Origin of the sequence: Desulfofundulus sp. TPOSR (assembly GCF_011393055.1) — a bacterium.
Lineage (GTDB): Bacteria > Bacillota > Desulfotomaculia > Desulfotomaculales > Desulfovirgulaceae > Desulfofundulus > Desulfofundulus kuznetsovii.
The window spans coordinates 71,190-83,207 of sequence record NZ_JAAOEF010000005.1 but is presented as its reverse complement, the minus strand read 5'-3'; the positions used below and the strand labels follow the sequence as shown (position 1 = coordinate 83,207).

The window sequence follows — 12,018 nt, the reverse complement described above, 5'->3', positions numbered from 1 at the left end:
CATCGCCTCCTTATCGCATATAAAGTATGTCCAAATAAGCGCAAACTATCTACAAGTTTATGCCTACCAGGGCACCCCGGCCCGCACGGCACCGGATTGGCCTGTTGTTTCCTTTTCTTCCGTTGCCGTTTTGCTGGAGGCATCGTACGAGATGTGATTCTCAGAAGGAGTAAAGGTTTCGAGTTCAGCAACAGTTGTATTACAAACATCGGGCTCTTCGAATATAAGCCTGGGATGTTCAGGACTTCCCGCCTCCGATTTGATTCTGTTTAAGCGCTTTAAATCTTTTGCTTCGGGAAAGTTTTCATAATCCAGCACCCGCAGTTTTGCGGGGGGTGTGCCGTCCGGCAGGAAAGCCAGGCAGAACTTCGAACGCATTTTGATTATCTCTTCCGGCCGCATCAGTTCACGACCTGTGGTGCTGCGGGTCTGCCGGTCGTCAAAAAGGCCGGGACCGAAAAGAGGCTTCACCTCACGGGTCGCGCTTTGTGTTTCCACGGTGCACTGCCCCAGCATGCGGCTGAAGTACTGCGCCGTGTAGTCGTCTTTAACACCGATTACCAGGGTGGTGTCGCAGCAGGCCTTGATTTCCTGCCATGTACGCCCGTAAACCCGCTCCAACTGGGGAAGGCTCTGCACTATGACGTGGCACTCTATGCCCCGGGACCTGACGGTGGCAATTTTCTTTTCGAACTCGGGAATGGTTACTATGTTTGCAAACTCGTCCAGGAGGAACTTCACAGGTACCTGCAGGCGGCCGTCGGGCCCGGCGTCGGCCACTTCCACCAGCCGTACGAATTCAAAAGTGAAGAAAAGCGAAGCCAGAAAATCAAAGGCCCCGTGTGTATCCGGGGTGATGAGAAAGTAGGCGCATTTTTCCCTGCCGGGCAGGGCCAGGTCTATATCCGATTCGCCGGTCACCCTGCCGGACCAGTTCCTGCTGGAAGACCTGCAGCCTAGTGCCCAGCCCGATAACCACGCCGCCCCTTACGTTCTGGCCGGCCATGGCGTAGACGTTGTAAGGTCCTTTGGCGGGGTGGTTCACCGGCAGCTTTGCGAACATGGCATCCACCTTTTCGGGGTCGCCGGAGGCCAGGATGTCGTACAGGGAACCCATGTGCCTCTCTTCTTCCGGAAGCTCCAGCACCACGTAGAGCGCGAGGGCCTTCAACAGATTCTGCTCCGCACGGTCCCAGAACGAGTCGCCACCCCTTTTGGGACCGGCATCGGTGGTTGCAATCACCACCTGGGCGAACACATCTGCGTCCAGGGGTGTCCGTATTTCCCGTCAGCGGGTTCCACCGGTCGGATTCCTCCATGCGAACGAGATTGAGTACCCTGACTGCATATCCTTTCGTCCTCAGCCAGGCAGCCATGTCACGATACAGCTCGCCTTTAGGGTCGGTGACGATAACGCTCTCCCCAGCCCGCACGGCGGCAAATATGTTGGGTCGTACGTAGCCCCGGCTCTTACCCGATCCGGGAGCGCCGACCACCAGCACATGCTTGTTCATCCAGGTTTTCGGCTTCACCGGTATGCGCACCGGCCTGCTCCCGAACGCGCCAAGTATTATTCCGGGGCCGAAGCCGAAGTCGCACACGCGGGCCAGGTCGGCCTTCACAGCCCACCTGGCGCTGCCGTGGGTGGCGTCGCCGGGTTTCATCCTGATCCCACCCCATCCGGTCCCACCGCGGAATCTTCCCCCCAACCACCAACTGAAAGCCGCCAGCGCAGTAAGGCCGTGCAGGGACCAACCAGATTTTCCGTGGACCCGGATTGGCCAGTTCCCGTTTTGTGAGCCAGGCCCACGCAGTTTGTAAGGGATGCTGCGCGTACCAGGATACGGCATCGAAAGCATGGGCTGCTACGGCTTTCTCCGCCGGAGTGGCGAATATGGATTGCCCCTTCAGCCAGGTCCCGAGGCCGTGCAGCCAGGCGGCCGCCGTGCCCAGGGTCCATACATCGAGGAGATAGAGGCCACCAAGGGCCAGCGCTGAAGTTCCAGCCATAATTCCCCCTCTAGCCAACGCGGGCATGTGTTTAAAAGCTGAATAAACCTCCTCCTTCACCCGGGATAACGACCATCTCATAAAAACCACCTCTTTTTCAATTGTTCAAAAAAGAAAAAAGGCCCGGATAAATTGGGCCTAAAAAAGAAACAACCCGGATAAACCAGGTATTTTTTAAAGAAACTTACCACTTATTTGTATCTACCCGCTCGCAGGCGTCCTCTATAGCTCTTTTCATCAATTCTCCTTCTTCCGGCGATATAACCCCGGCAAAGCGAAGCAAATCCCTACCGGGCGTTCCTTCATTGAGAGTAAACCTTAATGCCCGGGCGAATTCAAGAACTCGTTTTTGAAAGTGGAAAGGCAGGCGGTTAACCTCCATTAAAATTTCCTGTTGAATTGGCTTAGTGTCCACTTTAACCACCATCCCTGTCTGTTTAAATCCTAACACCGCTACGGAGGTCAGGTGTAAACCTATTTAAGCACTTTTAAAAGCCCATTCACCCTCACCCCAGTTGCCCCAGGCTTTTCCATTTTCTGTAAGGCAAATTCTTTTTTGAATTATCCATTATCCATAGAAAATTATTCCCTCTTGAGTAACGTTGCGGTAAAAGGGATCAACTTTAAATGAGGGAGAATCGAATTCTTGAATATCGCACGCCAGAGCTATCACCGGAATGTCTTCTCTCAGGCTGATTTCAAAGGCTTCATCTACAATCGTATCGCGGATCTTTTTATCAAGCCTTTCCGTCACCACAAGTACGTCAATATCGGATCCCGGAACGCTGGTTCCCCTTGCCTGGGAGCCGAATAAAATTATCTCATGCTACCCCACTGATGTAAAGTCACTACCCTGTATAAACACTGGTCACTTCCGGCCTGCCGTGGCCCAGAAGCTCCGCCACCTCCAGTTTTGCCGCCCTTTCCGGACTTACCCTGTGGAGGCCGTATTTCTCCGGATGCTCCAACCGGCAGGCCAGCTCCTCCCGGGCGTAGGCGTGGCGCAATCCGTGAAAGGTAATCGGCCGGTCGGTGATTTCTTCCCGGTGCCGCTCGATGAATTTCTGGATGCTTTTGATGACCCTGTGCGTCTTTTCACCCGGCGCGATAAAGATCTTCTCCCCCCTGGTCCCCCCGCGCTCTTCCAGGAACCGCTTCAGTTCCGCTCGTAACCCGGGGCGCAGTGGAACCCGGCGTATGCGGCCCCCTTTCCCTTTGACCTCCAGTTCTCCATCCTTCAGGGCGTCCCGACAGTGGCCCACCGTGAGCCGGGTACACTCGTGGATCCTGAGCCCCGCGTGGCGGGCCAGCTTCATGGCCATCACCACGTCCGCACGGCCCAGTTTTTCGGCCTTCTCCAGCATCCGCCGGTATTCTTCTTCCGTCCAGGCCCTATCTTTGCCGCCGGCCGGGGTCTTTTCGAGCCCCAGCGCCCGGTTATCCGGCAGTTCATTGCGCGAACCGGTGAAGCGATGGAAAAACCGCACCGCCGCCAGGTCGTTTTTCAGCGTCTTTTCTGATATGCCTTCCTGGCGGCGGTATTCCACGTATGCCCGCAGGTGCTTTTCGCCGATGTTGGCGATCTTCTGCAAACGAAATTTTTCCGAGCAGAACCAGAGGAAGTTCTTCATGCTGTCACGATAGCGAAAGTGGGATTTCTTGGATTTTGAGTGAGCAGTGGCATCGACGGCCTCTCTCCAGATTTTATCAAATTGTGCCATGAGGTTTTTGTACACGCCCCCTGCCCCTTTTACGCCTGTAGCTGTTTTTGATTTCTTCACAGAACCTTTTGTCATCGAGCCTCGCCTCCAGTTCCAAAAGCACCTTATTCTCGGGCATTTCATACTTTCGCCATGGGATCTGCCGGTGCCACCAGCGAATTACGGAATAATAACGTAGCACAGTCCGTTCACTGCGACCCAATTCTTTAAGGTATTTAGAAAATGCCGCTACATGGCGGGGCTGAATGTTACGAATATCTTCTGGTCCAAAGCGCTCAGCCAGGAAGTGTAGAAATTTTATGTATTTCCGGTACCACTCTATGCGCTTCTCGTACGAGCCGCCCCTGGCGTAACGAGCAACCCTATCCACAAACTGCCGACCCAAGCGGTCGAGGATGGGATTTCCGGTATCTTCCCAGGAAACCCGTAGCATTTTATCCCCCCTGATCTAAATTCCCCTTGGAAGCTTTTTTAGCTTAATTGGAAGGTACTTCCTGCTTTAAAAGAAGACAAAAGTAACCCAGAGGTTTATTTTCCTGAGCTCCCGTCACGTGGGTATATGCCGGAAAAAACCTTTTGCAAATGCCCTTCGGGCCTTGCGCTGCGCGGCTTTTTTGTTGCGGGCTGCGCCCGTCTCAGTGCCCCCTCCGCTTTCGCTCCGGTGGCCTGAGACGGGCTTCCGCCCGTTTTTGCGCTTCGCGGTGCGGGCTTGCGCCCGATTGCGGCTTTGCCGTGCGGGCTTACGCCCGTTGCCTGCCGCTTCGCGGTTCGCCCGGAGGGCTGCGCCCGGGCTTGCACCCCCGGAGCCCTTGCCCCGTCCGCTGCGGGGCAACCGCCCCGGAGGTGGTGCCTGTTTTGTTGTCTGCGTGCTCCCGACGGCCGGCTTTCAAAGCCCGCCTCGCACGCCGTTATGAGCTTGTTAAGCATTCACTGAGGCCCTATTACCCCACTTATGGGGGCGGCAGGTGCCGCCAGGGCCCATGGTGTGGACCCCATACTCCATATGGAGTGGTTAGTCAGCGATCAATCGCGTCATAACCGAGGATCCGGCAACGCCGCTAATTTGCGGCGAGAGAGGAGCCGGCCGCAAGCCGGCGTCCTACCTCCGTTGGTTGATTAAGGTTGGAGCAGGTGCCGACCCTGCGGCCGGCACCCCTCAACCACGTTCTCAGTCCCGGGAGTGTCTGCCTGCACAGCACCATTCAGCGCAATGTGGCAGGCAGACCGGGACCCATTGCGGGCGCCGCCGAACTGCGGCCCCCGTTTACAATCCAGCCCGGGGAGAGGCAGGAAATCATGTTTCTTCCCGCCTCCTCGCCATCCGGAGCTGATCTACATCTACACCGCTTCCGCAACGTTACTCTTCTCACAAACGGCCTCCAGCAGGATCATCATTTGCCATCGTTTGTCCCCCCTGGCCCGCAGGCAGTCGTTGTCGGAATTGCGGAGCCATTGCTGTACCCACCGGTAGGTCTCACAGCTTGCTATATTTACCGCCCTGCCCAGAATCTCAAGGGCCATCCCGGGTTTCTCATAGATGACGTGGTGCGGTATTACCCTGGCAAGGGCATCCGCGTCCTCCGCCTCGATTGCCCTTGCAGCCCGGCGGGCGTAGTGGTCTTTGAGAGCTTCTTCGAGTTGTATCATTCTCATTGCCACTTATACCTCCCGTATGGTTTTTTCCAGGTCGTGCCGGCCACCCCGTTCTCTTGTTTTCGCCCTAAAATCACATTCAGCGCAGCGGCGAGGGTGGCTGCATCCACCGGGTTCTCGATCCCGATGTACTGCTGCACGTCCGCCGCAGACCACTTGTCGGCATCCAGGCAGCCGCACCGGTTGAAGTTGATAACCGCTATTAAATGACTACCTCCGCCGATACCACCGGACGGCCGGACGGCAATCCACATCTCCGTACCCCGCCCCGTAATCACGTAGTTACCTGGTGCTCTGAGCGGGTGTATTTTTACCGGCCATCTGTTATCATGTAAAGATGCCTGTACTTCCATCATTCGTAATTTAACCCCCTTAAACTCCCAGGATTATATCCCCTTCCGTTTCCCCGGTTTCTTCACCCCACTGACTGCGCGGGGCCAGCAGGGTACCGTTCCAGTTGTAATCTTTTCCGCAGCGGTCGCAGGTGTTGGTGAAACCGTCGCAGATGACGGTTTCACCGCAGTCGCACCGCACTTCCACATAGCCCGGAATTCGCCTTTTGATGTACCTGACAGGATCCGGCACTTCCATTGTTCCGCAAATAGGGCACTTTTCGGGAGTGGTCCTTTTCCAGTTACCGGCTCCGCATTTGGGGCATATAACCCCGCCACCGATTTGTTCGGTAACATATTCAGCCGGAACTCTTTTGATGACTCTTGACATTCGACCCATCTCCTTTCTTATGCCCAGACGACCCGCACTTCCATACCGGCCGCCAGGGCATCGTCAATGCCTTTTTTATCGCTCCACACTGCCCGGCTTACCGCCAGGCCGTGCTTTTTCAGTTCTACTTTCAGAGTCAAGTATGCTCGTGCCACTTCCGGGTTACTTTCCACGTCCCGGTCGAAGGCGATTATGACTTCTTTTGCTTCAAGAGCCAGGATAGCCGGTATAGCCGGCCGCCAGGTGGCGGCGCTTAATGCGCCCACCACGACGGCGCCCAGGTACTTGCAGGCGATGTCCGCTTTCAGCGGGCCTTCGGTGATCCATATCCGCCGGTCTTCGACTTTTGCGGGCCTGGTCACGTGAGCAGGGGTGCCGCAGGAGCAACCGCCCCGGCTCTTGTGACCGCTGAACAGCTTATATTTCCCGCCCCGCGCGTCGTCCATGCGGCGCTGCAGGGCCTGGATCCGGCCCTTTTCGTCCCGCACCGGGATGAAGTATCCCGGCTGCCGGTCGAAGGTCCAGTAGGTGCCGCCTCGCGGCCCCCGGACCTTGTAAAAGCCGGGGATGCCGGCCAGGTCATGGCCCATTCGGATCAGGCGCCTGCAGACCGACCATGGGGCTTCGGTTTCGGGGACCGACCGGTAGCCGTTCCTCCTGATCTCCCATTCAGTCAGTCCGCGCCGGAGCAGGTCCTCTCTGTGGCGCGGGTGAAGGTAAAGGAGTCGCAGGAAGTCACGGTACACCCGGTCCCGCACTTCCACCGGCGCGGTTTGCGCCGCGGTTATTGAGTCGTCTTTCATGAGCGCCGGCAGGTTTACCATGCCCGGTTCCAGCCAGTGGAGGTAGGCTACCTGGCCGTTGCTCAGGACCACTTCCTTGAACGAGCCCTCGCGCACCCGCATGCAGCTGGCGATGAAGCTGTTGAAACCGCACCAGTCGCCCTTGCCGCAGATGGGGCAGGGGCGCCAGGGTTTCACCGGAATGAATTTTTCCTCGGGGTAACGGTGTTCCGCCTGCACCCCCGATCCCCCCCCTCTGCTTAAATCAATCCATTTGTTTTCAGGCTTGCAAACTTTCCGTCGCCGATGATGACGTGATCCAGCACCGGGATGCCGACTATTCTCCCGGCCTCGGCCAGGTTTCTTGTGATAGCCATATCCTCATCGGAAGGTTTCGGGTCACCGCTCGGGTGATTGTGAACCAGGATTACGTGGTAACTGTTGGCCAGGATTGCCGCCTTAAAGACTTCCCGGGGGTGGACCTGGACGCTGTTCAGCGTACCTACCGCTATCGTATGGATTGCCGTCGGTTCGTTCTTGGCATTAAGACATATGACCAGGAAGATCTCCCGGTCGGCGTCTTCCAGAAAGTCACGAACCAGATCGGCCACATCCTCCGGTCCGGTTATTCTGCGGGCTGCGTAAAATATGCCCGCTTCCTTGACAAGTTTCACCGAAACGATATTTACCCGTTTCTTCATGCTCCCGGGGCGGCCGCCGGCGCCGCCCCTTTCACCTCCTCTTCGGGTGATTGGGCGGGTCGGGCCGCCTAAAGTTCTAAATCTCGCAGTCCGCCATCCGCCGTGCCCGGTTCCGGTCTTCCGTCTCCGCCACCAGGCGCAGCAGCCGTATCAACCTTTCGCCACGGGCAATCTCCTCGCGCAGGGAAATCTCCCGTATGCTGGACATTGCCACCAGGTAGGTGGTATCTTCACCTGCGTTTTCGTGCCTCCCAGTTCCAGTATGTCAAGCCGCACACCCCCTCTCTTCCGGGGTGGCGGCTTCCCAGATCCTTTCCAGCACTTCTTCGACCTCGCAGAGCACTTTCATTACTAGTTTGAGCGCCTGTTTCGGCTCGCCGCCGGCGCAGGCTTTGATGTACTGCCATCCGTGCCAGGCATATCCGGTATAGCCGTAGATCTCGCAGAGGGTACAGGCCACTGTCTCGGCGACCACTTCCTGCACCGGATCCTGGCCTCCCACCAGCGGGCGGATGGTGTTATGCACCGCGTGCGCAAGCTCGTGGAAGTACGTTTTGACGTCGTGAGTGTGCAGGTTGATCCTTTTAAGTCCGGGCTGGAAACTGCCGTAACAGCTGCCATCACCGGGGGCGTATTTGACTTTGATGCCCCATCCTGGTCGCTACGTCGAAAAGCGGCGGTAGTTCCGGAGGGGCATAGTCCACTTCCGGCAGCGGTTCGCCTTCCGTATCCTCCAGGCGGAACACCGGTATAAACCGGAAACCCACAATCACAGGGCGTTCTTCTTCCCGCTCCTCGCCCGTCTCGGGGTCCTGTATTTTGACCTTCCTGGTTTTGGTCAGCGGAGCGAGGATGTGGAACGCTTTCGCGCCCTTTTTAACGTGCCGCCCTACTTCTTCCCACTGTCTGAAACCCCTGGCGTCCTCCGTCCCGGCCAGGTACATCAGCAGGCGGTTGCCCAGGCTCCATTTGTCAGACGGCCTTTCATCACCCGCCTGGCGCCGGATCATCGTCCGGGCCACCGCCGGCGGCAGGTTGCCACTTTCAAACATTGACAGCAGCTTTTCAAGCGCTTCGCGCAATATTTCTTCTTTCATGATCCGGGGCGGGCCTTAACCGGCCCGCCCCATTCCCTCCTTTCCGTGGGAATTTTGGCGGGCCGGGTGGCCCGGTTATCCGTTAACTCGCTCCCGCGCACTGCGGGCAAAGGAAGCCTGTCAGGTTGCCCCGGCTGTCGTAATCACCGTGGACCTCTACGTGCCCGAACCGGTTCTCTTCGACCCACTCCCTGGCCGGGCGCAGGCAGGCTTCGCAGTACCCCTCTTTAAGAAGCCACTGCGCGTCGTCGCCCTGCAGGTACTCGGTTTTAGCCATTTCCCCTTCCCCCCTTCCACCTTCACCGGGATGACTTCCTCATTCCGGCAGAAGTGCACCAGGCGGTCAGTTTCGACGGCCCGTGCGTTCCATACGGCAATGGTGCCGCACGCGCTGCAGGGGCCGAGCTCCGGCCACGGCTGGGGGTCCGGGACTTTATAAAACAGGTGTTCCTTGTGCCACGGGGTGCGGAACAGCACCCCCGGCTTGATCCTCTCAAATTTCATTCTTTCCGGGACGGACCTCCATCCGGCCCGCCCCCATTCCTCCTTTCCGTGAGAATAGTTCGGGCCGGGAGAAGCCCTGATGGTCTTAAAAACACAAAAAGAGGACGGTCAGGACATTAATGTCCTGTTTTCCGTCCTCTTTCTGGCCTTGACGGCCGTATTCCAATCTTCTTACCTGCGGTATGCTTTGCTCCGATGGACTACCTCGGCAATATGAACCTCCTGGTTTTCAAACCGATACCGGAAGGTCACACGCCAGTCACCCACCCGAAGCCTAAAGCGATTATCCGCGTATTCCAGCTTAAGAACATCACGTACTTGTCTTTCTAACGACTTGAGTTGCCGAATAGCCTTGGGGGAAAAGATTATATCATACACCGAGTTCCCTCCAGACATCTTCGGCTTTTATGCCTTTACCGGCATCTATTTCGGCAAACGATTCTTCGATTTCAGCCGCTTCTTCCGGTGAAACCTTTTCAGTTGGCCAGGCCATGGAGTTAAGAATAACCCACAATGCCTGCACCTGTTCGTCGCTCAACCGGTCTATAAGGGCCTTGACATACTCCCTCGCAATAGCCATGGTAATCACCCCGAGATCATTATATCTCGGAGAGACCATCTTCACCACTCCTCTTTCATTTATCATCGGCTCTCCCTTACACTCGGCTACCGCAAGGTCACCGCCAGCGTGACGACGATGCCGCCGAATCCCAGCAGCATGGTCACCAGAAGACCGATTGACCAGCGGTAGATACCGTGCAGTTCTCGCCTAACATCACCGATCTCCTGCCGGAATTCGCTCCGCAGGTTGTTCTCCATCCGGTCCATTCTTTCCACCAGGTAGAGAAACCAGTGCGGAGGTAGTTCCGGCGGCTCGGCTGCAGCCGCTGTTTCTTTCATGGTTTCCACGGTTATCACCGCCCCCACCTCCAGTTTAACATTCCGGAGGCTAGCCGGCAATCTCCACGCTCACGGCGAACAGCCTGTCACCGCTTAAGGGGCGGTACTTGACTTTCGCCTGCTTGCCGGCGGCTTCCATCAGGGCCTTGCCGGTGCCATTTTTGGCGCAGATCTTATACTCCGCGTTATCGGCTGTAACCGCAATAGCCCAAATGGTGCTTTCATTCTTGCCGGGTTTGGCTTCCTTGATGGTGAACGTGCCGATCTTCAGCTCTTCCTGATCTTTTGTCTTTTCTTTGTTTTCCTTTTCGGGTTTGCTTTCGGACTTTTGCGCCTGTTCCTGCTTATTTTCTCCCAGCGCCGCCAGTACCGCCTGCGCGTCGTCCGCTCTGCCCGCGCCGATGAGCGCCGACAGCAGGTTGATGGTAGCTACGGCGGCCGTCTGGCGGGAACGCAGCCACTCCAGTTCCCGGTCGGTGTGCGCCAGGTTGTCCCTGACGGCCCGGAGGGCTTCTTCGTCCCCGCCTTGGGAAAGTTTCTTTTCCAGGTCCGTCCTGGCGGTCATTATGTCGCGTATTACCGCCGGTATCTCGTTAACTTCCTTAACCAGCTTGACCAGCATTTCTTTCATGCTTCCGGGCTACGGGCCTGCGGCCCGCGCCCAATCACCTCCCTGGAAATGATGATTGGTTTTGCAGGCCGGCGGCCCTTAATTTCTCTTTACACTCGCATCCCTTACTGTACTGCCGACTCGGAAGGAACGCGGAACAGGTTACCAACGTCGATGGTTTCGCCTTTTCCGTTTCCTTCCGTAAACCTCTTTATTGCCCGTTCCACAAAAACTTCGACATCGAGATCGTAAGTTTCCTCTCCGCAGCGCGGGCAGTAGTAATAGGGGATTCTTTTGAGACAAAGCGCTGCGCCATCTTTTACCAGCGTTTTTTCTTTAAACCGAAGTTCGGCGTTCTCGTAGTAGCACCCGGCACAAATGCCGACCAACTCAAGCTTCTCCATGATATCGCATCTCCTTTTATTTCCGGGGCGATTTGAGAGTCCGGTGATCGTCTTCCCAGACATCCGGATCCGGTTCGTAGGCTGTAACCAGTATTACGGTTTTCCCGTGAAGCGCCACGACCAGATGGAGGATCCGACCACCGTTCCCACGACCCATAACCACTCTCACAGGATCCGGATTGCTTCCGTACATTCCCGGCGCATGGCCCTGGATGATCTCTCCGTTCTTTATAACGTTATACACTTCTTCCACCGTTATACCTCTTGCTTTGATCCGCTTCCGGCAATGCCTGGAAAACCGGATACGGGCACGGCGAATGCGGATCATTTCTTCCCGCCATCGTTCTTTGCCGTCATACATTTCCCGGGCTGCCTCCTTTCTCTCGAAATTGAAGCGCCCGGGTTTTTCTTCCCGCGGGCGCCCGTTTCCAACGCCCGCGGAGGGCTTGCAAAAAACAGAAAAACACTTTAACAGAGCAAGCAACTGCTTCTTGCTTTCGCCCGCCAAAGTGTCTTTCTTTGCTGCTAATATTCCGTTTCTTGCGCACGCTAATGAGGCGTGCATATCAATGCGCAGCAGTTCCTTTTCAAACCGGCCAAAACCGCTGCCTTCTTCCGTACGCCGACCGGTGGCGTACTTATCTCGCGTACGTCCCAGTGTTTGGAACTCCTGGGCCGCTAACGCGACACCGCCCATTGATTTGAGGACGACCACTCCTCACCGCTTGTAGCGCCGCTGGGTCGGGCCTTCCCGGTCTGCGGCGGTTAGCCCATTTCATGTCGAGGTCGGCCATACCTCTCATCCGACTTTCAACGCTAATGGAGGGGGGCAACCTCCGGCCTATAGCGCTTGGGACGTTTCGGTTACAAGGGGTTACTACGGTTGCCTTCGGAAGAGTCCACCTTCCTACCG

Annotated in this window: 21 protein-coding genes and 1 pseudogene; 1 reads left to right on the top strand and 21 read right to left on the bottom strand. The window is 56.7% G+C overall.

Annotated elements, in window-relative coordinates:
* Positions 1-63: 63 nt before the first annotated feature.
* From G7K71_RS18960 to G7K71_RS20335, 3 genes and pseudogenes are all read right to left on the bottom strand, one after another.
* Positions 64-921, bottom strand: a complete 858-nt coding sequence (locus G7K71_RS18960; RefSeq protein ID WP_166349844.1) for a type IV secretory system conjugative DNA transfer family protein — start codon at positions 919-921, stop codon at positions 64-66.
* On the bottom strand, positions 830-1,246 hold the full coding sequence (locus G7K71_RS19715; RefSeq protein ID WP_243175180.1) for a hypothetical protein: 417 nt from the start codon (positions 1,244-1,246) through the stop codon (positions 830-832). Before G7K71_RS19715 ends, G7K71_RS18960 begins: the two co-directional genes overlap by 92 nt.
* 55 nt (positions 1,247-1,301) lie before the next feature.
* A pseudogene (locus tag G7K71_RS20335) lies at positions 1,302-1,664 on the bottom strand (type IV secretory system conjugative DNA transfer family protein); the annotation flags it as partial.
* 160 nt (positions 1,665-1,824) lie between these two features.
* Between G7K71_RS20335 and G7K71_RS18950 the strand changes: the two are divergent.
* The gene (locus tag G7K71_RS18950) at positions 1,825-1,998 is read left to right on the top strand and encodes a hypothetical protein (RefSeq protein ID WP_166349838.1); all 174 of its coding nucleotides are present in this window, start codon (positions 1,825-1,827) and stop codon (positions 1,996-1,998) included.
* A gap of 196 nt (positions 1,999-2,194) precedes the next feature.
* On the opposite strand, the gene G7K71_RS18945 is transcribed toward G7K71_RS18950, so the two are convergent.
* The 18 genes from G7K71_RS18945 to G7K71_RS20120 form a co-directional block, all read right to left on the bottom strand.
* On the bottom strand, positions 2,195-2,425 hold the full coding sequence (locus G7K71_RS18945; protein WP_207712692.1) for a hypothetical protein: 231 nt from the start codon (positions 2,423-2,425) through the stop codon (positions 2,195-2,197).
* Between the two features lie 153 nt (positions 2,426-2,578).
* Positions 2,579-2,827: a nucleotidyltransferase domain-containing protein gene (locus G7K71_RS18940; protein WP_313884933.1), complete on the bottom strand. Its 249-nt coding sequence runs from the start codon at positions 2,825-2,827 to the stop codon at positions 2,579-2,581.
* A gap of 31 nt (positions 2,828-2,858) precedes the next feature.
* Positions 2,859-3,746 carry a tyrosine-type recombinase/integrase gene (locus G7K71_RS18935; RefSeq protein ID WP_313884916.1) on the bottom strand — a complete coding sequence of 296 codons (888 nt, stop codon included), beginning with the start codon at positions 3,744-3,746 and terminating at the stop codon, positions 2,859-2,861.
* The gene (locus tag G7K71_RS18930) at positions 3,718-4,164 is read right to left on the bottom strand and encodes a site-specific integrase (RefSeq protein WP_166344909.1); all 447 of its coding nucleotides are present in this window, start codon (positions 4,162-4,164) and stop codon (positions 3,718-3,720) included. The genes G7K71_RS18935 and G7K71_RS18930 overlap by 29 nt, the downstream gene beginning before the upstream one ends.
* 905 nt (positions 4,165-5,069) lie before the next feature.
* Positions 5,070-5,384: a hypothetical protein gene (locus G7K71_RS18925; RefSeq protein WP_166344906.1), complete on the bottom strand. Its 315-nt coding sequence runs from the start codon at positions 5,382-5,384 to the stop codon at positions 5,070-5,072.
* Positions 5,381-5,740, bottom strand: coding sequence for a hypothetical protein (locus G7K71_RS18920; protein ID WP_166344903.1), 360 nt, complete (start codon positions 5,738-5,740; stop codon positions 5,381-5,383). Before G7K71_RS18920 ends, G7K71_RS18925 begins: the two co-directional genes overlap by 4 nt.
* Positions 5,741-5,756: 16 nt before the next feature.
* The gene (locus G7K71_RS18915; protein WP_013823457.1) at positions 5,757-6,107 is read right to left on the bottom strand and encodes a hypothetical protein; all 351 of its coding nucleotides are present in this window, start codon (positions 6,105-6,107) and stop codon (positions 5,757-5,759) included.
* Positions 6,108-6,124: 17 nt separating this feature from the next.
* On the bottom strand, positions 6,125-7,129 hold the full coding sequence (locus G7K71_RS20125) for a DUF3854 domain-containing protein (RefSeq protein ID WP_166344900.1): 1,005 nt from the start codon (positions 7,127-7,129) through the stop codon (positions 6,125-6,127).
* Positions 7,130-7,149: 20 nt separating this feature from the next.
* The gene (locus G7K71_RS18905) at positions 7,150-7,590 is read right to left on the bottom strand and encodes a RadC family protein (protein WP_166344897.1); all 441 of its coding nucleotides are present in this window, start codon (positions 7,588-7,590) and stop codon (positions 7,150-7,152) included.
* Between the two features lie 76 nt (positions 7,591-7,666).
* The gene (locus tag G7K71_RS19985) at positions 7,667-7,798 is read right to left on the bottom strand and encodes a hypothetical protein (protein ID WP_279286393.1); all 132 of its coding nucleotides are present in this window, start codon (positions 7,796-7,798) and stop codon (positions 7,667-7,669) included.
* Positions 7,799-7,855: 57 nt separating this feature from the next.
* Positions 7,856-8,074, bottom strand: a complete 219-nt coding sequence (locus G7K71_RS19705) for a hypothetical protein (protein WP_243175178.1) — start codon at positions 8,072-8,074, stop codon at positions 7,856-7,858.
* 136 nt (positions 8,075-8,210) lie between these two features.
* Positions 8,211-8,672: an ArdC-like ssDNA-binding domain-containing protein gene (locus G7K71_RS19700; protein ID WP_243175177.1), complete on the bottom strand. Its 462-nt coding sequence runs from the start codon at positions 8,670-8,672 to the stop codon at positions 8,211-8,213.
* A gap of 97 nt (positions 8,673-8,769) precedes the next feature.
* A complete protein-coding gene (locus G7K71_RS18895; protein ID WP_166344888.1) occupies positions 8,770-8,964 on the bottom strand; it encodes a hypothetical protein in 195 nt (64 codons plus the stop codon).
* Between the two features lie 597 nt (positions 8,965-9,561).
* Positions 9,562-9,810: a hypothetical protein gene (locus G7K71_RS18890; protein ID WP_121452475.1), complete on the bottom strand. Its 249-nt coding sequence runs from the start codon at positions 9,808-9,810 to the stop codon at positions 9,562-9,564.
* Positions 9,811-9,857: 47 nt separating this feature from the next.
* Positions 9,858-10,109 (bottom strand): hypothetical protein, encoded by a 252-nt coding sequence (locus G7K71_RS18885; RefSeq protein WP_313884914.1) that lies wholly within the window; start codon positions 10,107-10,109, stop codon positions 9,858-9,860.
* A gap of 31 nt (positions 10,110-10,140) precedes the next feature.
* Positions 10,141-10,713 carry a hypothetical protein gene (locus tag G7K71_RS18880; RefSeq protein WP_166349835.1) on the bottom strand — a complete coding sequence of 191 codons (573 nt, stop codon included), beginning with the start codon at positions 10,711-10,713 and terminating at the stop codon, positions 10,141-10,143.
* 113 nt (positions 10,714-10,826) lie between these two features.
* On the bottom strand, positions 10,827-11,105 hold the full coding sequence (locus tag G7K71_RS18875) for a YgiT-type zinc finger protein (protein WP_165859281.1): 279 nt from the start codon (positions 11,103-11,105) through the stop codon (positions 10,827-10,829).
* 16 nt (positions 11,106-11,121) lie between these two features.
* On the bottom strand, positions 11,122-11,820 hold the full coding sequence (locus tag G7K71_RS20120) for a DUF4258 domain-containing protein (protein ID WP_313885041.1): 699 nt from the start codon (positions 11,818-11,820) through the stop codon (positions 11,122-11,124).
* Between the last annotated feature and the right edge of the window lie 198 nt (positions 11,821-12,018).

Excerpts from the sequence above, each read along its gene's own strand:
- G7K71_RS18925 (WP_166344906.1), bottom strand. The coding sequence starts at position 5,384 with ATGAGAATGATACAACTCGAAGAAGCTCTCAAAGACCACTACGCCCGC.
- G7K71_RS18875 (WP_165859281.1), bottom strand. The coding sequence starts at position 11,105 with ATGGAGAAGCTTGAGTTGGTCGGCATTTGTGCCGGGTGCTACTACGAG.
- G7K71_RS18895 (WP_166344888.1), bottom strand. The coding sequence starts at position 8,964 with ATGGCTAAAACCGAGTACCTGCAGGGCGACGACGCGCAGTGGCTTCTT.
- G7K71_RS18880 (WP_166349835.1), bottom strand. The coding sequence starts at position 10,713 with ATGCTGGTCAAGCTGGTTAAGGAAGTTAACGAGATACCGGCGGTAATA.
- G7K71_RS18915 (WP_013823457.1), bottom strand. The coding sequence starts at position 6,107 with ATGTCAAGAGTCATCAAAAGAGTTCCGGCTGAATATGTTACCGAACAA.
- G7K71_RS18930 (WP_166344909.1), bottom strand. The coding sequence starts at position 4,164 with ATGCTACGGGTTTCCTGGGAAGATACCGGAAATCCCATCCTCGACCGC.
- G7K71_RS18905 (WP_166344897.1), bottom strand. The coding sequence starts at position 7,590 with ATGAAGAAACGGGTAAATATCGTTTCGGTGAAACTTGTCAAGGAAGCG.
- G7K71_RS19985 (WP_279286393.1), bottom strand. The coding sequence starts at position 7,798 with ATGTCCAGCATACGGGAGATTTCCCTGCGCGAGGAGATTGCCCGTGGC.
- G7K71_RS18950 (WP_166349838.1), top strand. The coding sequence starts at position 1,825 with ATGCTGCGCGTACCAGGATACGGCATCGAAAGCATGGGCTGCTACGGC.
- G7K71_RS18890 (WP_121452475.1), bottom strand. The coding sequence starts at position 9,810 with ATGGTCTCTCCGAGATATAATGATCTCGGGGTGATTACCATGGCTATT.
- G7K71_RS18920 (WP_166344903.1), bottom strand. The coding sequence starts at position 5,740 with ATGATGGAAGTACAGGCATCTTTACATGATAACAGATGGCCGGTAAAA.